Source organism: Streptomyces sp. NPDC090077 (assembly GCF_044747545.1).
Classification (GTDB): domain Bacteria; phylum Actinomycetota; class Actinomycetes; order Streptomycetales; family Streptomycetaceae; genus Streptomyces.
The window spans coordinates 576,649-595,816 of record NZ_JBIVEG010000002.1; the positions used below are offsets into that span (position 1 = coordinate 576,649).

Consider the following 19,168-nt stretch of genomic DNA (forward strand, 5'->3'; position numbering starts at 1 on the left):
CCGCGGTCAGGAACTGGAACCGGCCCGCACTCCATGGTGCAGAAGGCTTCGATCAGCTCGTCGTCACTGCGCCCAAGGCAGACGAACTGCCTCGATTTCACTGTCGTTCAGCAATGCGTTGACGAGGTCGGGGGGCCCGGCGACCTTGGTGGCCCACAGGTCGTAGTCGGTGCACAGGACCCACGAACGGTCCTCGGCCCAGAGGTTGGACGGGCTGAAGTCGGCCTCGGACTGGTCGTACAGGATCTCGGCGTCGCCGATCCGGCCCGTACGCACGTGGAGGTTGTCGAAGTCGATGGCCCCGAGTGTCATCGGGTTGTAGTAGGCCAGGCAGCGGGTGTCCGGGCCGGTAGGGCTGAACTGGGTGAGGATGGCGATCAGCCGGTTCCAGGTCTCACGGTCCAGGCTCCCCTCGGTCGGCGGGACCATGCCCAGTGGCCAGCTGCCCTCCTTCTTGGTCGTGGGAAAGCAGCGGTAGGAGGGCATCAGCCCGTCGGGCACGACCGGGTCGCCGCTGCGCCGGGCCAGCTCGGCCCAGCGCAGCCGCCGCCAGCCAGTGCCCGGGTGCTGGGCACGGCCCAGTCCTCCCCCCGTGGCGATGCCCACGGCGTCGAAGTCGATGCCTCCAACGACGTGCGGCTGGACACTCCCGTCCGCCAGCCGCGCCTGGTGGTACTCGTGGTACGACACATCGGACGGCCCCCGGCTGTGCTCGTACATGGCGTTGAGCACCCACACGGCGTCAGGCATCGCCGGAGGCATGAACCCGGTGATGCCATCGCCGCACAGCTCCAGCAGCCAATCGGCGGCCCCGGAGGGCACGAGCGGCCACAGGCTTGACATCAGGTTCGACTCTTCGGACATGCGCCCATGATCCCAGGCGTGAACCGCCCTCCCACGAAGGGCCGGCATTGCGCCGCCCGAACTCGCGACCCGGGCACGATTCCGCGTGCCTGGTCCGGATGCCGAGGCGCGCCTCGAACGCCATCGAGTTGACCACTGACGAACGATCTTCTCCGCAGACTCGCGCCCACGACCGGCACGAGTACCCCGAGAGCCGGCCACACCAGCCCTTTGACCTGCGGCTTCAGGTTGGCACAGGCTCAAGCGGGCCCACACCAACTGACGGGCGACGGGCGACGGTGCATCCGTACCGTCGCCCGTCGCCCGCCGCCGACGAAGAAGACCGGCGAATCCCTGTACGGGAGCGGACACCCACTCCGCGTCCGGCGGATGGATGACTGACAGACGACCGGAGGCCCTTGGGACTCGTCCGCACTCCGGGGAACCCACAGGGCCGGACAGGACCAGCAGGGCCGCCACGACCTGGGTGATCGGGGATATCGCGAAACGACTGGCCCCGAGGTCTCCGGCCCCCACTTCGCTGCGCAGCGTCACGACATGACCTTTCGCCTGTGGACGAAACCCTAGGGGGCGCCGTCCGCGCGTGGCGATCCTGCTGTCTCCCGGCCGTCGGAGAACCGCCGCCGAACCGTCCCCCCGCCCCAGGAGAATGACCATGATCGTCAGCGACGACACCCGGCCCCCGGGATATCGGGAGGTGTTTCGGGTACGGGACTTCCGCGTGCTGTGGGTGGCCCACGCGCTGCTCAACCTGGGCGAGGTCATGAAGGCCCTTGCCCTGTCCGCGCTCGTCTACAGCCGCAGCGGCTCCCCCCTGCTGGCCGGCATCGCCTACGTGGCGGGACTGCTGCCGCAAGTGTTCGGCAGCGCCGCCCTGCTCTCCCTGGCAGACCGGCTCCTGCCCCGGCTGACCATGGCCGCCTGGGACGCGGCCCGAGCAGCCGGAGCGGCCGTGCTGGCCCTCGACGTGCTGCCGGTGCCCGGAGTCCTGGCCCTGAGCATGCTGTACGGCCTGTTCGACCCCGTGCCCGCCGCCATGAAGACAGCCCTGCTCCCGGAACTCATGGGCGAGCGCCGGTTCGTGCTGGCCCAGTCCCTGATGAACGTCACGGTCGGCGCCGCGCAGATCGGCGGCTTCGCCGTGGGCGGCGCCCTGCTCGCACTGCTCGGGCCGGTCGGCACACTCTGGGTGGTCTGCGGCGGCGCCCTGCTGTCCGCCGCGGTGCTCCGCCTGGGCCTGCGGATCCGCCCTCCGCGAGGGGCGGGCGGATCCGCCATCACCCCGGCACGGGCCCTCTCCACGACCTGGGCGGTCAACCGGGCGCTGTGGGCGGACGTCCGGGTGCGCCGCCTGCTGCTGGCGCTGTGCCTGCCCGCGTGCTGGATCGTCGGCGCGGAAGCGACCATGATCTCGTACGCGGACGAGATAGGCAGCCCCCGGGCTGTGGGCGCGCTGCTCACCGCCGCGGCGCTGGGCATGCTGATCGGCGACACCCTCGTCGGCCGCTTCGCCACCCGACGCCGGCGCAGCCGCTGGGCACTGCCGCTGTCCGTGCTGCTCGGCGCCCCGTACCTGCTCTTCGCCGCCCAGCCGGGCATCGCCGCGGCCGCCGGGCTGGCGGCGCTGGCCAGTATCGGCTTCGGCTACGGTCTGTGCCTCCAGGAATCGTTCGTCGACGTCGTCCCCGTCGCGTCACGCGGTCAGGCTTTCGGGCTGGCGGCCTCCGGCCTGATGTCCTGCCAGGGCATCGCCGTCGGCCTGACCGGAGCCGTCGCCGAGCTGGCCCGGCCGTCGGCGGGCATCGCCGTGGCGGCGGCGGCCTCCCTGCTCTGCACGGCGCTGCTGGTGCGGGTACTCAGGCCGACGCCGTGACAAGGGCGTCCGCGCGGTCCACCTCCTCCCGGTCACCGAGGTACTCCCAGCGCAGCAGCGGCAGCGGGACATTGCCGTTGCGCCACAGGTGGTGGTGAAAGCGCCGCAGCTCGAAGCGCTCCCCGAACAGGCGGCGCGCATCCGCCGGCAGCGCCAGCACCTGCGTCTTGCCGGCCTGGCAGGGCAGGATCTGACCAGAGGTCAGGGCGAAGAACGCGGCCTCGTGGTGCGCGGTCGCGGCGTCCAGCGGGACCTCGCGAACCAGCAGTTCCGCCGCCTCGGGCACGGCCACGCCGCCCACCGCCAAGGCGATGTCGACGCCCACCCGCGCGCTGCGCAGGCGCTCCCCACCCCCTGGAACGTGACGTCCGGGGGACGGCAGGGGCCGGCCTTGGCGGCCCCCGCCGTCGTCTGCCCGGCATCGGTCCGCAGTCCCCCGCAGGGGTGACTCCTGTCCTCACATACGCGTAGGCGGCTTGTGCGGTGCACTCCCAACTCGCCCCGAAATAAGGACTATCTACATGAAATGGGATCTTTCGTCATGTTTCCGGCACACCCCGGCTGTCGGGCCGCGCCGTCGTGTGTTTGGAGTGTGGTTCGGATGGGGCGTTCGGTACGTGAGCTCTACGACGAGGGGCAGGCCGCGGGGCGCCTGCGGGTGCCGGTGGCGGCGTGGCGGTGGGCGGCCGGTACGGGCCTGGTCCCGCCAGCGGACGCCGGGCCGGGGCGTTGGTCGCGGGGGGTGGTGGAGGTTTCCGACCCGGAGGCGGTCCGGGCGGCGCTGCGGGGCCCGATGGGCGCGGGGGTGGCGATGGGCCGGCTGGCGGAGGCGCTGGGGGAGCCGTTGTCTTGCCGGCCGTGGGTGACCGCCTCGGCGGTCGGTCACCTCGTCTGCGCCGGGCTGCTGGTCTACCTCGGCGGGGACCCGGCGTTTCCCGACGTCCACCCGGATCAGGTGGCCGCCCTCGCGCGCCGGCGGGACCTGCCGGTGCTGCTGGACCGGCACGTGCCGCTCGGCCCGGAGCAGGCCGCCCGCCACCTCGGCGTCCGCTGTGTCGATTTCAACGCCGTCGTGCGCCTCGGGGTTCGTGATGCCTGTCGGTTCGGTGGAGGTCGACTACAAGCGCCAGGGCGGCGTCACGGTCGAACCGCTTTACTCCGCCGAGGAGGTGGCGCTGCTCCCTGTGGTGCGGCCGTTGGTGGGCGGGCGGTGTATGCGGCTCCTGCGGGCGCCCGCAGCCCCGTTTGCCGGTCTGGACCGGGTGGTGGCTCTACCTGGGCTGACTGGCGTCCTCTTCATTCCAGACCGAGATAATGTGACCGGTTCCGTACTGCTCGATGACTGCTTTTCGGGCTGCGCCTGATGATGAAGCCATCAGGCGCAATGGGATGTCCGGCTGGCCAGTGATTCGGATGAATCCGATGTACTCGCGCATGGGCTCTTCTGGTTCGACGTTCATGATGACTCCCGTGGATTTCCCTTGGGGTTCCTGGCAGATCGTGCTGTGAGAGAAGGCTTCGATGATAGTGCCGGGGCCTTCTGTGAAGCAGGGCGGCGTCACCACGGTGCCGTTGTACTCGGCTGAGGAGGTTGCGCGGCTTCCGGTGGTGCGGCCCTGGGTGGACTGGCGGGCGGTGTACGCCGCCCCGGCCGGCGCCCGCTCCCCGCTCCCCGCTCGCCGGTCTGGCCTCGGTAGTTCCGGGCCGGGACTGGGTCCTGCTGGCGGAAGTGGCTCGCATGGTTCGGGTGGGCCGGGCTGCGGTGCGGAGCTGGCGCCGCCGCTACCGCCTACTGCCCCGCCCCGTCCGGCGGTACGGAGGTGCATCCGCAGTTTGACCGGGCGGCCGTGGTGGCGTGGCTGCTGGCCCACGACAAGATCGGCGTCCCCATCGGCATGCCAGCCGCGACGCTGACCGTGGTGGGCCCGGGGCGGCGCACGGCCCGGTTCCGCCTTGACGGCCCGCACCTCGTCCTGGCCGAGGACGCGGCGGGGGAGGACGTGCTGTCCGGCTGGTCCACCGACGAGGACGCTGGCGCCCTGGTCACCTTGACGGCGGGGGAGTTCGGGGCGGCGCTGGGCCGGCTGACCGTGCCGTTGGCGGTTTTGGACCGGGTGCGGGTGGTCGAGCGGTTCCGTTCGGGGGCGGGCTGCCTGCGGGTGACACTGGCTGGCCTGCCGGCCTGCGGGGAACGGCCGCCCGGAACGGGGGTGTGGCCCATCACGCGCTCCTGCCCGCGGCCGCGGGCGCCGGCTGCGGGTGTGTGCTCCATGCCTGCGGCGGGGGTCACGGCAGTTTCCTGGTGCCCGGACCACGGCCCGGCCGAGGGCCGGGCGGTCGAGAACCACATTGAGGGCGGGATCCACTGCGCGGAGCGCGCCCGCCTGCGTGCCCCTGCTCGTACCTGAACAACCCCGCAACCACCTTGTGTACCCGGCGCTGCGGCGGCCGGGGTTGGGTGTTCGGGGGACGCCGGTGGGCAGAAGGCTGGTGGTGCGGGGGTTTCGACGGTGAGGAGCGGTGATGGGGCAGACGGATCCGGCGCGGCTGGTGTGCGATGCCAGCGACGCGGTCGAGCGGGTGAACCACGTGTTCCTGGACGACGCGCAGACGCTTTCGGCGCCGCAGGTGTCCGCGACGGTGCAGGCGTTGAAGGAGCTGGTGGAGCGTCTGCCGCAGGCCTTCGACCGGGCGGCCGAATAGACTCAAGCAGCGGCGCGCCTGGCCACCCGCTATGACAAGACGGCAACGGTCTACCGAGCGGCCCTGCACCTCGCGGCCATCCACATCTGGACCGCGAGGTGATCGCTAAGAAACGGCCTACGTCGCCAGACGCACCACCGAGGGCATGTCCACCAAGGACATCATGGGGTGCCTCAAGAGGTTCGTCGCCCGCGAGGTCTACAGGCACCTCAGGAGTACAGGCATCCTGATCACGGTGGGCTCGGGCGGAGTTGGATCAGTATGCTGACTGGCTGCCGTCCGAGTCTTCGAGCGACGCTGCCGCGGCCAGCCGTTCGACGAACGTCTGGAAGTCGGTTGCCAGCGGGAGCTCCGTGTCGGTTTCCACGTCGAACCACGTCACGGACGGCTCCCCCTGCTCTCCGCATGTCCGGTAGTCGAGGGTGATCCAGCAGTGGCCATCACCGGAGAGCAGAACGAGAGGTGCAGGAAGACTCCATTCCGCAACCAGGTAACCCGAGTCCAGCAACGACAGCTGGCCGTTGTGACGGCCGATGCCCATCATGTCGTCGAGCGGAACGTGGTTCTCGCTCCACGACGTCGGCACATCGGTCGGGAACGCGTTCCACGCCTCCGCCACCGGACCCCCGTTCTGGACCCGCAAGATCTCCAGCAAGGAGGCCGGCAGACGGACACCAAGCCGGCGCTCGGCATCCTGAACGACCGCGTCGGTCAGCGGTGGCTGAACCCCGTACGGGCCCTCGCCCCAGAACGTCGCCTTAACCTCATCAAACCGAGCCATGAGCGCATCCTATGGACCTCGCTGCCCGACTTGACGATCCATAGGTGCTTCAGAGTCGAGGTGAGTACCTACGTTTGAGCCGTTCATGACATGTGCGTGCAGCGTTCCAACAGTCGGCGATACCTTTCGGGGTCTGCCAGGATGATGAGCCTGGCCTTCTCGTGACTGGTGCGGAGGTCGGCGGGATAGTCCGCCGGGTCGAGGCTGAGTTCCAGCGAGAGGTCCTGGAGCGTCTCTGGGTCTTCGCAGGCCAGGAATGCGGACAGGCACGCCGATCGGTAGTCGTCGCGGAGATCGGCCAGTGCCTCCAGCGCCGCTTTGCTCTCCTCTGTGGGCATTCCTCGCCGCAAGTCCGCCATAGAGGCGTACTGGAGACCTGGGCGAGCGAAGTACCAGGCCATGCCGGCGCCGACCTTTTCGGCGTCGGAACCGGTTCGCATGTAGTCGATGATCGCGGCCTGGATCTGGCGATAGCCGCAAGCTGTGACCAGGGGCTGGATGAGCTGTCGTATGCCGCTTCGGCACTGATCGTGCACGGCGGCATGCGTGAGGAGACTGGCGTGCTGCCGTGTCGCCGCGGGATCCTGGGCCGCGGCCTCGCCGAGCTGGTATCGCTTCACCTCGTTGCAGTGGTACTGGGGCTCGCCTTCCATGATCGGCGGCAACTCCCAGTCAGGGCAGAAGATCGGAAGGAGCTCGTCCAGCATGCGTTCAAAGTCGACTTCCCGCCCGGCTCGGTCGGGGAGCATCTCCAGCGACATTCCGTGGCCCTCCCTGGTTCAGTTCGTCTCAGCCCAATGCGGGCCTTGGCTCAGGCTAGGCATCAGAGCTGCCTGAGAGTCAGCGAATCGGCCATCACCTGAGCGTCTGAGTCGCCCATGACAAATGGATAGGGTCGCTGTCTGTCCGCCCTACGAGCTCATAACAGGATCTTGAGGAGATGTCCTGGTCGGGCGTGACCGGTGTGACGATTCAGCCGTTCGGGATGGTGTGAGTACTCGGCCGTGGGCGTGGACGACGACTTGTGAGCACGTATCGAGCCGCTGCCGCCGCCCCGGCCGACGAGGTCACCAGGGCCGCGGCCAGTGGCTGACCTGCTGTGTCTGCAGAGCATCCTGTACGTGCTCTGCAACGACATCGCCTGGCAACCCCTGCCGCCCGAGCTGGGGTTCGACTCCGGACAGACCTGCTGGCGCAGACTGGAGCGCTGGCAGCGAGCGGGGGGTCTTCGACCAGCGGAACCGAACCCTTCGCGCCGAGCTGAACGCGGCCGGCCGCCTCGACTGGTCCAGGGCATGCGTGGACGGCTCCCACATCCGCGCGAAGAAGGGGGAGCCGACACCGGCCCGTCGCCGGTCGACCCCGGCGGAAGACGGGCAGCAGACAAACGTGCCTCATGTTCGCGGCGATCCTCCGCGAACACCGCCCCGACGAACCGGACCCCATACTGGCACAAGAAGCTCGCCGGCATCGCCGACGCCTTTGCCCGCGACGGGTTCACCATCACCCCCAAGCTTGACATCCGCCGCCAAGGCGAGCACCGCCCCGAGGACGCACGGGAAGGAGACGCAGCCCACCGCGAAGCACTCCGCATCCTGCGCGGCGCCCGCAACGCCATGACCCGGCAGCACCGGCTCACCCGCGGCATGGACGAATACCGCCTCCGCGACGTGCTGCTCGTCGCCCTGAACGGCTACTTCGAAGGCAAGGCCACCAGCGAGACGCTGAACGGCGACGGCAAGAACGACATCCTCCTGCGCATCGGCGATCGGAACGTCCTCATCGTCGAGTGCAACCTGTGGCGCGGCTCCGCCGCGATGGAACCCGCGATGGACCAGCTTCTGCGGTACATCGACAACGGCACCCGACGCGCCGCCCTGGTCGTGTTCTTCCGCAGCAACAACACCGCCCCCCTCATCGCCGGGGCGGTCACCGCGATCAAGGCCCACCCCAACCACGACGCCACCGACCTCACCGACAGCGACGGCCAGTGGTCATTCACCATCCGAGGCAACGGCACCCCGGGCCCCGCGCCCCGCGCCGAGGTCACCTTCCTGCCCATCGTCGTCGCCTGAGTCTGCCGCCGTGCCACACCCTGGTGGAGACGGCGGAGGCGGAGCTGAACGCGGCCGCGGTGACGGTCGGGAAAGAGGCAGGCGGGCACTTCACCGCCGACCCCGTCCTCTGCCTCACCGGCACGCGGGCCGAACCCGGCACCGTGCTGTACGGGCGCAACCACCTCTCCCGCATCATGCTGTACGGGCCGGACGACGGGCTCGGCGTCGTCGAGCACTTCCTGGTGGGCACGCGGTGCGTGCCCACGGTCGGCGGCGTGATGATCTACCTGCCCCAGGCCTGCGCTTGACCCGGGCGCCGGCCGGCCCGTAGGAGGCCTGTACGGCGGCGGACTTCAAGGCCCCCGGTCCCGGCCCAGGTGTCACGTGCGCCGGATGCTGTCAGATGGTGGCTCCGGACATCCGCGCGTGCGCGATGCCTCCGTCCTCGTAGTCGAGTTCGACCCACACCGAGTCAGTGAGCCGGTGGCCGTCCTTGTCTGTGTACGGTACGGGGCGCGGCTGCACGTCCGCGCAGACGTCGGCGTTTGCGCAATCTCGGAGCTGAAGGCCCGGATAGGAGGCCTGCAGCCACGCTTCGATGGCGTCCCGGGGCGCGCGGAAGTCCAACTCGTACGAAATGCTCAGCCACTGGCCCGTGGTGCAGTGTCGGTCGTGCGTCCCGTCGGGCAGTCGGGCGGCCCGCAGGAAATGGGCAGCCTCGTCGCAGGACACCTTCAGGCTGCCGGTGAAGGCTGACACCACCTGGGTCACGTACCAGCCGCCGCCCCCCAGTCCGGCTGCTGCGACGGTGGCCGCGAGCCATATCGCGATGCGCTGGCGTCGTCCGGACATAGAAGGAACCTCCTGGTCAAAGTCACTTGAACATGTTCAATGACGTGGCTCGACGATCTTCGGTTCCGCTCCACCGGCAAGATCTCAAAGAAGCCGTCCCGGGAACGTCGGGGCGATCGCGTGCACGACCGGAATCGCGATGGTCGACTTCGAGGGCAAGCCCGGAGGCAAGGGGCGGGCCGACTGCCAAGGCGTCGACCTCGGGCAGCACCGGCACCACGAGGGACGCGACTTTGCCCTCGCCGGGCTGCATCCGCAGCGCGCGGCCGACGGCCTGGACAAGGGCGGGCATCGAGCCGCGTACGTCGGCCCAGTAGACGGAGTCGCAGTTCTTGGTGTCGACGCCCTGCCCGAGGACCTTCACCGAGCCCAGGACGCCCTTCTCCACGACCGCGCCGTCCGCGGCGATGCCGTCGGCGAACTCCCCGAGGACCCGCCGGCGGTGGCCCGGCTTGTGCTTGCCGCACAGTCAGTCCGCCCAGACTGTGTGCGGGTACAGCTCGGGGTCGGCGGCGTGCAGCTGCGCGGCCTGGAGCCGGCTGTCGGTGATGTCCACGCACACCACCTGGTACGGCGCGCAGATCCCCCGGTCGATCGCCTCCGACAGCGTCAGCGTGTAACAGCGGGCGCCGAACGGCCCTTCTCGACGTGCCAGTAGATCATCACGCCGGGCCCGCGGTACCGCTGGTGCCACTCGGTCATGAAGTTCGAGCTCCAGGAGCCGAACTTCTTGGAGTCGCTCGCGCAGTCGGTGCCCTCGCCCCACCACGCCTGATCGCGGGCGGCGAAGGTGGCGTTGACCAGCCGCACCAGCGCCGCGCGCATTGTTGGTCCGGTTGACGAACAGGTGCCGTACGCGGCGCAGGACGGCCTCGCTGTCGCCGTGCTTGCCGGTGACCGCGACGCGCTTGATGCCCATGTTCGTCCCGAGCGCGAACAGCACCAGCAGTAGCCAGCGACGCAGCACCGCCGTCGGGACCGCCTCCCTGGCGGCGACCGAGGTGAACTCGCCGGTGAAGCCGGTGGCGAACCCGGCCTCCTTGAGGATGTCGATCAGGTCGATGGTGCCTTCTCTGAACTACCGATCGCGGCCCGATCAGCCATCCTCAGAGGGTGCGCTCACTTCCTCCGTGCGTACGGCGATCTGACCGAAGGCCGGCATCCCGAGGTCGACAGCGGTGGATCGGCGGGCTGCTTCGGCATCGAGCTGGTCCAGCTTGCCCTGCGCGCCAGAAGGGCAACGACTGAACCGGCCCGCGACGTACGGTGGCGACGTGGCGCATACCACCCCGAGCTGTCAGAACGGTGGTTCGGTGGGGTAGGCGCCTTCCCAGGCGGGTGTGGTCGGTTTGCTTATCGGCTGCTGGAGGAGTCGTACAGCGTCTTGGATGCGGCCGAGGTCGATAAGGCGCTCCGCACGAAGAGAGCTGTTGATTGCCGGGTCCGCGTCTGCTCGATCGCTTCGTCGAGCAGGCCGCAGTCGGCCATGAGCGGAAGCCGCATTTGGAACAGGTCCCAGTACTCCTTGCCGTCGCTTCGCGCCTTGATGGCATCGAGGTGGTCCAGGCCCTCTCGGGACCGGCCTTGGTCGGCATACAGGGTGCACAGAGTGTGGACGATCCAGTCCTCCGCGTCGTGTTCGGTGAGCGCGTGCAGCATCTCGATCGCCTCGTCGCCCTGTCCGTGCCGGACCAAGAGCTCGGACAGCGGTACAGCCACATGCCACATGCCGGACTGCGTGGCACCGAACGTGCGATAGGCGGCGATCGCGTCTTCCACGTCACCGCGTTCTTCCAGCACTTCGGCAAGGCGCTGCACGGCGTGCCCGTGGTACTCGGACGCTGCGTACGCACGCAGTTCCGTGATCCGGTCGTGTCCGGCCAGCAGGTCGGCCAGCTGGTCACGGCCATTGACGGAGGTGACCTTGCGGGTGCGCAGCAAGGCGATCGCCTCCTCGATCCGGCCCTGGCGTTCCCTGATCACGGCGAGCAGGCCGACTGCGTTGGACGGTTCCATCCGGAGGTTGTCGCAGTCCGGGTCGTCACAGGCAGGAACCGCCGCTTCCACCCGGACCTCCAACAGGGCCGCCGCTTCCTTGTCCATGCCCGCCATCTCGGCGACGTCGACCAGGCAGTCGGCGAGGAACCAGTCCTGGATCCCGGCGCGCAGCATCATGAACGCCTCGCCGCCGCGGCCATGGCGGGCCAGCAGGCGCGCGAAGAAGACCAGCGCCAGCCGGTCACCGGCCTCCGCGTACGGGCGGGACAGTGCGATCGCCTCCTCCGCCCGGCCCCAGCCTTCCAGCAGCTCCGCCCGGGCTTGGGCCGCCGGCCACCAGTTCGTGGCGACGTACGGAGCGAGCACCTCCAACGCCTGCTCGCGCCGGCCTCGATGTCCGAGCAGCCGGGCCCACTCCAGCGCGCAGAACCACTCTCCGCGGTCGGCCTGCAACTCCACTTCTCGCTCATGACCGAGTTCGAGAAGCCGCGCCACCAGCGGCGGAGGAATGCAGCCCGTCAGCGTTCGGGCCCGGTAGCCAAGATCATCAGCGTCCACGACAGCGCACCTTAGCCCTCACCACCGACACGCCCCGCACATCGGAGCCGTCGCACGTGAGGGCATACGTCAAAATCCTTTGCTCTCTGAAGATCGCCCGACAGGGCCTCCCGGACCCCGCAGGTCCTTCAAAAACCCCTTCAAAAACCTGGGTCATTCAACAATCCCAGTCCACCGTTCTCTGACATGATCCGGGGTCATGGCCGCCCTCGAACCGGCCGCCGGGCCGGAACTCCTCGTCGCCGAACCGCTCGTCCGCACCGAGATCAAAAACGGGTACGCCCGGGTGTCAACCGGTGGGCAGAAGCTGGAGCGGCCGATCGACGCGCTCACCGCCGCCGGGTGCCGGAAGATCTTCGCGGACAAGAAATCCGGCAAGAACGCGCTCCGCCCCGAACTGAAGGCGTGCCACGCCTTCCTCGACGCTGGCGACACGCTCGTCGTGCCCTCACTCGACCGCTACGGCCGCAGCCTCCAGGACCTCATCAACATGGTCGCCGAGCTGCGCGAGCGCCGGATCGGCTTCACCTTGCTGCACGAGGACCTCGACACCACCACCCCCGGTGGCCGGCTCGTCTTCCACGTCTTCGCCGCGCTTGCGGAGTTCGTCCGCGAGCTCATCGTCATCGGCACCAACGAGGGCCTGGCTGCCGCCCGCGACCTGCTCCCCGACCCCGGTCGCTCGATCACTTCGATCGCCAAGCTCCTGGGGGTCTCACCCGGCACCCTCTACAACCACATCCCGGACCTGCGGGAACTGCGCGCCGGCGCCGTACCGGCAGCTCGAAGCCTCCGCGAAGTAACCCAGCGTCAGCAAGATCAATCTCAGCGGCACTTTCTGTACCGCAACTACTCACACCCGGCACTACGGCCGGCCGCCACCGGGCCCGTTCCCGCCCCGCTCCCGGACCACTTTCACCAGCTTCGCGAACCGCTCCATCCGCAAGCCCGTGAACGTCTCCACCCACACCGGCTCAGCCCGCAACAACCCCCCCCATACAGGCAAAATGCCCAACACCGAGCCTTCTGCAACACCCTTTAGGGGGCCGGCCTTGGGACTGGTGGGCCCGCATGTCGAGGTGTCACGTATTCACTGTTGTCGAGAACCCGGTCTCACGTTGAGTGACGCGGGACCGAGCTGCGCGCGGCTCCTAGTGCTCGTCGAGGAGGATTTTGGCGAGTTCTTCCACCTTCTGGGTTCATTGGACGCCCCGCCTGCCTGTCGTCAAACGAATGACGACACCCCGCTCAAGAGAAAGCGATGGCTGCGCCGGTCGAGACCGAAAGCTTCGCAGCGTGGAGGAGCTGAAGGCATACGTAGGACTCGACGCGGTATCGCTGCCACCCCTCGACGGCCGGATTTTCGGCGTCGGCAGCGTCGGAGACCTCCTCGGAGTGCGGATCGAGGTCTTCTGGAAGACCGAGGGCTTCAGCGAGTCGACGGGTTTCCGCCAGCAGTCGCACCGAAGAGCCCAGATAGCCGCCTGGTACCTTCTTGTCGACCATGACGTGGGCGAAATCGACGGGGACGTAGTAGCCCTCGCAGTCCGAATGGTGGACCAGATGATCGAAGGGCCCGGGAGGATCACTCGGCAGGGCCTCGTACACCTCGTTCAGGAGCGGGTCGTCAGTTGCCCGTTGTGTCCTGTCGAACGGCTCGGGCAGGCGCCCACTCGCTGCAAGGTGGACGGCGAGCCGGCGAACGGTGTGCAAACCCGAGTAACCCCACGCATCGAACTCCGCGCTGTCCTCATCATCCAGGTCGGGCTCAGTCCACTGTTGCGCTCCCGCGCGCTCCAGTAGCTCGCCGATCGCGACGAAGTCGGCGCGGACCATCTCGGTGTAGTCCTCGTCCTCGTCATCGACGAGGGCTCCGACGACTATGTTCAATCCCATGGCCCGATCTTGCCATCGGCGACCGGACGGCCACACCTTGCCCTGATGCCGAGGTCACGCCGCCCGGCCGTAGCCGTCGACCTCCGGCTGACCATCTCCGCGAAGAAGAGGAAATTTTGATCAGCATATCGTTCGCAGCCGACCAGGATTTCGACCCATATCTAGGTCCGAGCGACACCTTGGAGAGAATCCAAGAGATTTCCCTCAGGTATAACTACTTTACGCATCCTGTGACAGTGGAGATCGGCGACGTCACTCTGCTGGATGCTATCCCGATACCTCTCCTTGACTTCGTCCCTGGCCTACTGAAAGCCGCGTGCCAAGTGAAGCGGTCGGCGAATGCCAAGATTTCATTCACGGAGCACGAGGAGTATATCGACCTGGAGCCGGCAGGTGATTGCCTGATCATTTCGTTCGGTCCGGACTTGCAGGTCGAATGTTCCAGGGGTGAGTTTATTTTGGAGGCCGTCAGATTTTCTGAGGAAGCATTTTGGCATCTTGTGAACATTCATCCTGAACTTCGACGAAACCCCTTCGTTGTGAGTATTTCCCAACTGCTCGAATCTGGGCTCTGACTGACAGCGGTAAGCGCTCATGGCCGCCACGCTACCTTGGCGGCCCCGACCACGGCGGGGCTCCCGATTCAGCCGACCACGCACGGCCACGGCCAGCTGCCAGGCTGAGCGGGTCCGGCCCACGAGGCGATTGGGAACTCATGGGGACTTCCGTGAATTGGGGGTAGAGGCGTGCGCAGTCGCCACAGGTGGCTCAACTGTGCATTCTGGTAACGAGTTCTGGCGGAAGTCGCGCGGCTGTCTGCGAAGGCCGGCTGATAGGTTCGTGGTGCAGGGCGTGGCCATCAGTTTTTCCCGCATTCGGGGGACTGGTCTACCTGTATCGAGGAGATTTCCTGATCACCAAGATGAAATCCGCCGCTATGGTTACCGCTCTGGCGGGCCTTGTCGCTCTCGGCGGAGTGGGCACCGCGCAGGCTGCTGAACCCGGCCCGCAGCACGCCGTCACCTGCAAGTGGGACAACAGCGTGAACGCTCCGTGGAGCGTCGACGCGGAGGAAGTGAGGGGCTTCGTCCGTGTGCTGTGCTCGGACAGCCTGGACGACGCGAACACCCGCGCGCAGGTCCAGGTCCTGGACGGGGCGCAGTGGTTCAGTCGCGGCGAGGGCGTAACGAGCTACTCGACCGCGAAGACCATCCACGTCAACGACTCGACGACTAAGCAGGCAGGCACCTGCCTGTACCGCACGGTGGGGACGCACTACGGGCAGCATGGCAACATCTGGGCGCTGCCGACCTTCTACTCCAATACGCGCTACCTCGCAGGCTAGAAGAGCTGATGCGGCGGATGGACGCCGACGCTGTGCGGTTCTTGAGCGTGGCGGTCGAGGTGGCAAGGGCGCGGAACGGGGAGGCGTGCGAGCCGCGGGACCTGGTCGTGGCCTACGTCATCCGTGGCCTGACCACGCCGGATGCGGCCCCTACCGTCTCCGCCCAGAACAGCGCCTCGCCGGACCAGATCCAGCTGTCGCCGCAGATCGAGGCAATCCTGACGCTGGACACGGACGCGCCGGTCGTTCTGGCGGAACTTCTCACCGTGGCCGGGACGGTCGGGCCGGAACTCAAGGACTATCTCGGAGTGCTGTGAGAATGCGCTGCATGGCCGTTGTCCTCTCTCTGGCCTCGAGGGCTGCCTCGGCTTCGGCGCGAAGGTGCTGAAGGACTTCACCCGCGCCTGCGTCTACACCCTCGACTACCGCGACCTCGACGACCTGCGCCGCGTCCTCACTGTCCTGCGCGAGCTCGGCGTTACCGGCTGGGTCGACTACGAGCGGGACTGCGGCACCGCCCGGGGCCTGTACGGGCGCGGGGCCCTGTACTGGCACTCACTGCCGGGGAACGTCGCCATCGAGGTGCCCCCGTATTCGGTCGGCAGGGAGATGGACCGAGAGACCGCCGTCGAGCCCGCGTCCGCGGCGGCCGTCGAGCGGCTGCGCTCAACCGTGGCCTCGATCGGCCTCGCCCTCGCGGGCCGGGACCGCGCGCCGTTCTTCGCCGAGGGCGCCACCGCCGGCGCACCGCAGGCCGTGCAGGTCGCAGACGGATGGCATCTGTGGCACAACCTCGGAGAGGCCGCCGAGCGGAGCATCACCCAGCACCGTCGGTGCCTGCGCGTCCTGGTCGCCGAGGGACTTGAAGCGCCCGAGTCCGAGCCCGACCCAGCGGGGGATCCCTCCAGCTCGCCGTGGCCGACCGGACACCGGTTCGCCGACCGCACCCGCACCGTGCACGCGACCGTTCATGCCCTGGTGGAGGCAGGGCACAGCCGTCGCGCGATCCAGCGACAGCTCGGCATGATGAGTGGAACCGTCAAACGGTATGCGGACGCAGCGAAACCGGAAGACCTCTTCACCGGACAGTGGCAGGCCCGGACCTCCGTCCTCGACGAGTACAAGACTTACCTCGACAACCGCTGGAACGAGGGCTGCACCAATGCCTGGAAACTGTGGGAGGAGATCGTCCTGCTCGGCTACAAAGGCAGCTACCAGCGCGTTCGCGCTTACCTCCGTCAGAAGCGCACTTCGCCGCGGCCCGTGACAGCCCGGCCGCCTTCGCCCCGGGTTGTTGCCGGTTGGGTCCTCCGACGCCCGGAGAATCTGTCCGAGGCCGAGCACCTCCACCTGAAGGACGTCCGGGCCGACTGCCCCGAAATCGACGCGCTCACCGGGCACGTCCGGTCCTTTGCGACCATGCTCACCGAGCGCCAGGGCGAGCGACTGCCGGACTGGCTCGACGCCGTCAGACAGGACGACCTTCCCAGCCTCCATACGCTTGCCGCAGGCATTGAGCGCGACCGCGATGCCGTCATCGCCGGGCTCAGCCTTCCCTGGAACGCGGGTGTCGTCGAAGGCCATGTCAACCGGATCAAGATGCTCAAACGGCAGATGTGCGGCCGCGCAGGCTTCGCGCTTCTACGGAAACGTGTCCTGCTTGCCTCGTGACAGCCGCTGTCAGTGGTCGATGCGATGATCACCGCACTTTGACACGAGGAGATCACAATGGGCACTTGGGATATCGGCCCGTTCGAGAATGACATGGCCGCAGACTTCGCCTACACCCTGGACGAGACGCCCAAGAACAAGCGCGAGAGCCTCGTGCGGACGACCCTGACCCGCACAATCCAGACCCGGGACTACCTCGAAAGCCCGGAAGGGGCAGAGGCCGTCGCTGCCGTCGCCTTCATCGCGGCACAGTGCCCGAACGGTGAGCCGATCAGCACAAGCTACGGGCCCGACGAAGTCCTTCCGATCTTCGCCGACGATCTTCAGCCTCTTGCTGTCGAGGCGCTGGACCGGGTGGTCGCCGAGGCCTCCGAGCTCGCGGAGCTCTGGGACGAGACACCCGATGGCCCGAGGTGGCGCCAGAGCATCAGCAGCCTTCGCGCCGTCCTCGCACCCGAGCCCAAACTGCAGGAAGAGTCGCTGTTCGATCTCTAACCCATTTACCCAGTGTCACCGATCACACAACCTGTGCCAAAACCACACTCGGTTCTGGCACAGATCTTGGGGAGGCGTCACGGAGTGTGACCTCGGCGTTCGATTGCGAGGAGGCCGACTCGTGTGAGACGGCGCACGCCTTGCTGTCAGACAGCCAGATGTGACGCTCTCTCAGTTTCCTGTCGGTCGCTGCTGTGGCGGGTCGTGGACGGCGATGGTGCTGGTCATGCAGACCGATGCACCGTTCTGGGACTCACTGGTGTTCCACGGGATCGACGATGTGGATGTCGAGACGGTGACGGCCGCGTTCGGCACGGTCGAGGTGGTGGCGAGAGGCCGCAGGGCCGAGGGCGCATGTCCGGACTGCGGCTGCTTCTCGGACCGGGTCCACGACCGTTACCAGCGCAAGCTGAAGGACCTTCCACTCGCTGATCAGGGCGTTGTGATCCGGCTGACGGTCCGGCGCTTCGTCTGCGGCTCGGCGGACTGTCCGCGTCGGACGTTCGCCGAGCCGTTCTCCCGGCTGGCCGCGCCGTACGCACGGTTCACGACCCGGCTCAACCGCGCCTTGGAGCGAGTGGGGCTCGCGCTGGCCGGGCGGGCCGGCGCCCGGCTCGCTGCCCAGCTGGGGTGCGGCGCGGGGCAGATGACCTTGTTACGCAGGGGTATGGCACTGCCTGATCCGCAGTTCAGCACTCCGCCTGTGCTGGGGCGTGGACGATTTCGCGATCCGTCGCGGTCAGACCTACTCCACGGTCTTGACGAGCGTCGAAGACCATCGCGTCGTCGATGTGCTCCCCACGCGTGACGCCGGGCCACTGGCCGTGTGGCTGGTCCGTCACACCGGCGTGGAGATCATCTGCCGGGACCGCGCGGGAGCCTATGCCGAGGGTGCCCGGCGAGGTGCCCCCGACGCACTGCAGGTCGCCGACCGGTTTCATCTGTGGCAGGGCCTCGGCCGCGCCGTGGAGACCTGCGTAGCCGCCCACCGCGACTGCCTGCGCACCCCGACGCCCAGCGGCCTCCTGCCGAAGGGCACCCGACCAGCTTCAGATCGGCCGCAGAGCGACGCGGAGCCCGTCGGCCGGAGGGCCGAGCGCAAGAAGGCCGCACACGCCCTGGTCCACGAGATGCTCGCCCAGGGCCAGTCACGCCGGGCGATCGCCCGGCACCGGGGCTGGGGCCTCAACACCGTCCTCCAGTACGCGAACGCCGCACAATGGCAGGACACCATCCGCGACATCCAGCCCCGACCCAGCAGACTCGACCTCTACAAGCCCTACCTCGAACGACGATTCGCCGAGGGAAGCACCGGCGTCACCCAACTCCACGGCGAACTGGTCTCCGAGCAGGCTCCCATCACCCACGGCATGGTCCGCGCCCACATCGCCACCTTGCGCGGGGCTCCATCCACCGCAACGCCGCGGCCGCCGACGGTGCGGCAGGTGACCGGCTGGCCCACCCGCCACCCCACCGCCCTGAGCGAGGAAGACCGCGTCACCCTGAAGGACCTCCTGACCCGCTGCCCCGAACTGGTCACGGCCGCCGGACACGTCCGCGACTTCGGTGAGATCCTCACCGGCCGCCTCGGCGCCACGCTGCCTGCCTGGATCGACGCCGTGACAGCCGGCCTCCTGGACTGGAGCTCGGGCAGCATCGAAGGCGCCATGAACCGCATCAAAAAGATCAAGAGACAGCTCTCTGGCCGAGCCGGATTCGAACTCCTACACAAGATGATCTTGCTTCAGCAGTGCGTCGCCCGGGTGCCGGTTCGCCGCTTCCCGGCCAGGGATTTTACGAATACCACGTGCCCACCGGCGACGACCTCACCGCCGCCCAGCTGCCCAACGGCTGGACCGAGACACTCGACGCCACCCTCGTCACCCCCGCCCACCTGCGGGACGCCATCCGGGCACACCAGACCACCCCGCCCCTACCTGGACCCCTGACCTGTTCTAGCCCCCGCCGTCTCGGGCGGTCGCCACCCGAGCGGCGGCATGATCTACGGTCGTTACCGCACCAGAACGGATCTTCAGCAACGGGGAATACACACATGCGCAAGACAGCAACGCTCA

General features: G+C 68.1%; 23 protein-coding genes and 3 pseudogenes. 14 read left to right on the plus strand and 12 right to left on the minus strand.

The window, feature by feature from the left end; all coding sequences use genetic code 11:
- Window positions 1–63 precede the first annotated feature (63 nt).
- Complete coding sequence (locus ACIPW5_RS06900; protein ID WP_401241351.1) at window positions 64–864, minus strand: hypothetical protein; 801 nt, start codon at window positions 862–864, stop codon at window positions 64–66.
- A 655-nt stretch (window positions 865–1,519) separates the two neighbouring features.
- Here ACIPW5_RS06900 and ACIPW5_RS06905 point away from each other — a divergent pair.
- Entirely contained in the window at window positions 1,520–2,737 is a 1,218-nt protein-coding gene (locus tag ACIPW5_RS06905) for an MFS transporter (protein WP_401241353.1), read from the plus strand.
- Here the strand turns inward: ACIPW5_RS06905 and ACIPW5_RS06910 are convergent.
- Together ACIPW5_RS06910 and ACIPW5_RS06915 are read right to left on the minus strand one after the other, a co-directional pair.
- Window positions 2,721–3,179, minus strand: coding sequence for a DUF885 family protein (locus ACIPW5_RS06910; RefSeq protein ID WP_401241440.1), 459 nt, complete (start codon window positions 3,177–3,179; stop codon window positions 2,721–2,723). The two genes, ACIPW5_RS06905 and ACIPW5_RS06910, sit on opposite strands and share 17 nt — an antisense overlap.
- 829 nt (window positions 3,180–4,008) lie before the next feature.
- Window positions 4,009–4,302 carry a hypothetical protein gene (locus ACIPW5_RS06915; RefSeq protein WP_401241356.1) on the minus strand — a complete coding sequence of 98 codons (294 nt, stop codon included), beginning with the start codon at window positions 4,300–4,302 and terminating at the stop codon, window positions 4,009–4,011.
- 255 nt (window positions 4,303–4,557) lie between these two features.
- Here ACIPW5_RS06915 and ACIPW5_RS06920 point away from each other — a divergent pair, with 255 nt between their 5' ends.
- Both ACIPW5_RS06920 and ACIPW5_RS06925 read left to right on the plus strand, forming a co-directional pair.
- Window positions 4,558–5,145 (plus strand): hypothetical protein, encoded by a 588-nt coding sequence (locus ACIPW5_RS06920; protein WP_401241358.1) that lies wholly within the window; start codon window positions 4,558–4,560, stop codon window positions 5,143–5,145.
- A gap of 115 nt (window positions 5,146–5,260) precedes the next feature.
- The gene (locus ACIPW5_RS06925; RefSeq protein ID WP_401241361.1) at window positions 5,261–5,440 is read left to right on the plus strand and encodes a hypothetical protein; all 180 of its coding nucleotides are present in this window, start codon (window positions 5,261–5,263) and stop codon (window positions 5,438–5,440) included.
- Window positions 5,441–5,696: 256 nt separating this feature from the next.
- Here the strand turns inward: ACIPW5_RS06925 and ACIPW5_RS06930 are convergent, their stop codons facing one another.
- Window positions 5,697–6,221 (minus strand): SMI1/KNR4 family protein, encoded by a 525-nt coding sequence (locus ACIPW5_RS06930; RefSeq protein WP_401241363.1) that lies wholly within the window; start codon window positions 6,219–6,221, stop codon window positions 5,697–5,699.
- 83 nt (window positions 6,222–6,304) lie between these two features.
- Window positions 6,305–6,982, minus strand: coding sequence for a hypothetical protein (locus ACIPW5_RS06935; protein ID WP_401241364.1), 678 nt, complete (start codon window positions 6,980–6,982; stop codon window positions 6,305–6,307).
- 273 nt (window positions 6,983–7,255) lie between these two features.
- Between ACIPW5_RS06935 and ACIPW5_RS06940 the strand changes: the two genes are divergently transcribed.
- Complete coding sequence (locus ACIPW5_RS06940; RefSeq protein WP_401241443.1) at window positions 7,256–8,296, plus strand: transposase; 1,041 nt, start codon at window positions 7,256–7,258, stop codon at window positions 8,294–8,296.
- A gap of 23 nt (window positions 8,297–8,319) precedes the next feature.
- Window positions 8,320–8,586, plus strand: a complete 267-nt coding sequence (locus ACIPW5_RS06945) for a hypothetical protein (RefSeq protein ID WP_401241366.1) — start codon at window positions 8,320–8,322, stop codon at window positions 8,584–8,586.
- 91 nt (window positions 8,587–8,677) lie between these two features.
- On the opposite strand, the gene ACIPW5_RS06950 is transcribed toward ACIPW5_RS06945, so the two are convergent.
- From ACIPW5_RS06950 to ACIPW5_RS06960, 3 genes are all read right to left on the minus strand, one after another.
- A complete protein-coding gene (locus tag ACIPW5_RS06950) occupies window positions 8,678–9,130 on the minus strand; it encodes a hypothetical protein (RefSeq protein ID WP_401241369.1) in 453 nt (150 codons plus the stop codon).
- 22 nt (window positions 9,131–9,152) lie between these two features.
- Window positions 9,153–9,599 carry a helicase-related protein gene (locus tag ACIPW5_RS06955; RefSeq protein ID WP_401241444.1) on the minus strand — a complete coding sequence of 149 codons (447 nt, stop codon included), beginning with the start codon at window positions 9,597–9,599 and terminating at the stop codon, window positions 9,153–9,155.
- 140 nt (window positions 9,600–9,739) lie between these two features.
- Window positions 9,740–9,940, minus strand: a complete 201-nt coding sequence (locus ACIPW5_RS06960) for a Tn3 family transposase (RefSeq protein WP_401241372.1) — start codon at window positions 9,938–9,940, stop codon at window positions 9,740–9,742.
- On the opposite strand from ACIPW5_RS06960, the gene ACIPW5_RS06965 reads away from it, so the two are divergent.
- On the plus strand, window positions 9,927–10,082 hold the full coding sequence (locus tag ACIPW5_RS06965; RefSeq protein WP_401241375.1) for a hypothetical protein: 156 nt from the start codon (window positions 9,927–9,929) through the stop codon (window positions 10,080–10,082). The genes ACIPW5_RS06960 and ACIPW5_RS06965 overlap by 14 nt on opposite strands.
- On the opposite strand, the pseudogene ACIPW5_RS06970 reads toward ACIPW5_RS06965, so the two are convergent.
- Window positions 10,017–10,193: pseudogene (locus tag ACIPW5_RS06970) on the minus strand (Tn3 family transposase); the annotation flags it as partial. The gene ACIPW5_RS06965 and the pseudogene ACIPW5_RS06970 overlap by 66 nt on opposite strands.
- 290 nt (window positions 10,194–10,483) lie before the next feature.
- Entirely contained in the window at window positions 10,484–11,686 is a 1,203-nt protein-coding gene (locus tag ACIPW5_RS06975) for a hypothetical protein (RefSeq protein ID WP_401241377.1), read from the minus strand.
- Between the two features lie 199 nt (window positions 11,687–11,885).
- Between ACIPW5_RS06975 and ACIPW5_RS06980 the strand changes: the two are divergent.
- Window positions 11,886–12,464: pseudogene (locus ACIPW5_RS06980) on the plus strand (recombinase family protein); the annotation flags it as partial.
- A 90-nt stretch (window positions 12,465–12,554) separates the two neighbouring features.
- Here the strand turns inward: ACIPW5_RS06980 and ACIPW5_RS06985 are convergent.
- Window positions 12,555–12,692, minus strand: a pseudogene (locus tag ACIPW5_RS06985) (IS5/IS1182 family transposase); the annotation flags it as partial.
- A 242-nt stretch (window positions 12,693–12,934) separates the two neighbouring features.
- A complete protein-coding gene (locus ACIPW5_RS06990; RefSeq protein ID WP_401241380.1) occupies window positions 12,935–13,582 on the minus strand; it encodes a hypothetical protein in 648 nt (215 codons plus the stop codon).
- A gap of 236 nt (window positions 13,583–13,818) precedes the next feature.
- On the opposite strand from ACIPW5_RS06990, the gene ACIPW5_RS06995 reads away from it, so the two are divergent.
- From ACIPW5_RS06995 to ACIPW5_RS07025, 7 genes are all read left to right on the plus strand, one after another.
- Window positions 13,819–14,157, plus strand: a complete 339-nt coding sequence (locus tag ACIPW5_RS06995) for a hypothetical protein (protein ID WP_401241382.1) — start codon at window positions 13,819–13,821, stop codon at window positions 14,155–14,157.
- A gap of 362 nt (window positions 14,158–14,519) precedes the next feature.
- Window positions 14,520–14,927, plus strand: coding sequence for a hypothetical protein (locus ACIPW5_RS07000; RefSeq protein ID WP_401241385.1), 408 nt, complete (start codon window positions 14,520–14,522; stop codon window positions 14,925–14,927).
- Window positions 14,928–14,944: 17 nt separating this feature from the next.
- Window positions 14,945–15,244, plus strand: a complete 300-nt coding sequence (locus tag ACIPW5_RS07005) for a hypothetical protein (RefSeq protein ID WP_401241387.1) — start codon at window positions 14,945–14,947, stop codon at window positions 15,242–15,244.
- Between the two features lie 7 nt (window positions 15,245–15,251).
- Window positions 15,252–16,598 (plus strand): putative phosphothreonine lyase domain-containg protein, encoded by a 1,347-nt coding sequence (locus ACIPW5_RS07010; protein WP_401241447.1) that lies wholly within the window; start codon window positions 15,252–15,254, stop codon window positions 16,596–16,598.
- A gap of 57 nt (window positions 16,599–16,655) precedes the next feature.
- Window positions 16,656–17,093 carry a DUF4259 domain-containing protein gene (locus ACIPW5_RS07015; protein ID WP_401241390.1) on the plus strand — a complete coding sequence of 146 codons (438 nt, stop codon included), beginning with the start codon at window positions 16,656–16,658 and terminating at the stop codon, window positions 17,091–17,093.
- Window positions 17,094–17,319: 226 nt separating this feature from the next.
- Entirely contained in the window at window positions 17,320–17,901 is a 582-nt protein-coding gene (locus ACIPW5_RS07020; protein ID WP_401241393.1) for a transposase family protein, read from the plus strand.
- Entirely contained in the window at window positions 17,852–19,042 is a 1,191-nt protein-coding gene (locus tag ACIPW5_RS07025; protein WP_401241395.1) for a transposase, read from the plus strand. The genes ACIPW5_RS07020 and ACIPW5_RS07025 overlap by 50 nt, the downstream gene beginning before the upstream one ends.
- The last annotated feature ends 126 nt before the right edge of the window (window positions 19,043–19,168 follow it).

Excerpts from the sequence above, each read along its gene's own strand:
- ACIPW5_RS06900 (WP_401241351.1), bottom strand. The coding sequence starts at position 864 with ATGTCCGAAGAGTCGAACCTGATGTCAAGCCTGTGGCCGCTCGTGCCC.
- ACIPW5_RS06905 (WP_401241353.1), top strand. The coding sequence starts at position 1,520 with ATGATCGTCAGCGACGACACCCGGCCCCCGGGATATCGGGAGGTGTTT.
- ACIPW5_RS06925 (WP_401241361.1), top strand. The coding sequence starts at position 5,261 with ATGGGGCAGACGGATCCGGCGCGGCTGGTGTGCGATGCCAGCGACGCG.
- ACIPW5_RS06930 (WP_401241363.1), bottom strand. The coding sequence starts at position 6,221 with ATGGCTCGGTTTGATGAGGTTAAGGCGACGTTCTGGGGCGAGGGCCCG.
- ACIPW5_RS06935 (WP_401241364.1), bottom strand. The coding sequence starts at position 6,982 with ATGTCGCTGGAGATGCTCCCCGACCGAGCCGGGCGGGAAGTCGACTTT.
- ACIPW5_RS06950 (WP_401241369.1), bottom strand. The coding sequence starts at position 9,130 with ATGTCCGGACGACGCCAGCGCATCGCGATATGGCTCGCGGCCACCGTC.
- ACIPW5_RS06990 (WP_401241380.1), bottom strand. The coding sequence starts at position 13,582 with ATGGGATTGAACATAGTCGTCGGAGCCCTCGTCGATGACGAGGACGAG.
- ACIPW5_RS07000 (WP_401241385.1), top strand. The coding sequence starts at position 14,520 with ATGGTTACCGCTCTGGCGGGCCTTGTCGCTCTCGGCGGAGTGGGCACC.
- ACIPW5_RS07005 (WP_401241387.1), top strand. The coding sequence starts at position 14,945 with ATGGACGCCGACGCTGTGCGGTTCTTGAGCGTGGCGGTCGAGGTGGCA.
- ACIPW5_RS07015 (WP_401241390.1), top strand. The coding sequence starts at position 16,656 with ATGGGCACTTGGGATATCGGCCCGTTCGAGAATGACATGGCCGCAGAC.
- ACIPW5_RS07020 (WP_401241393.1), top strand. The coding sequence starts at position 17,320 with ATGCAGACCGATGCACCGTTCTGGGACTCACTGGTGTTCCACGGGATC.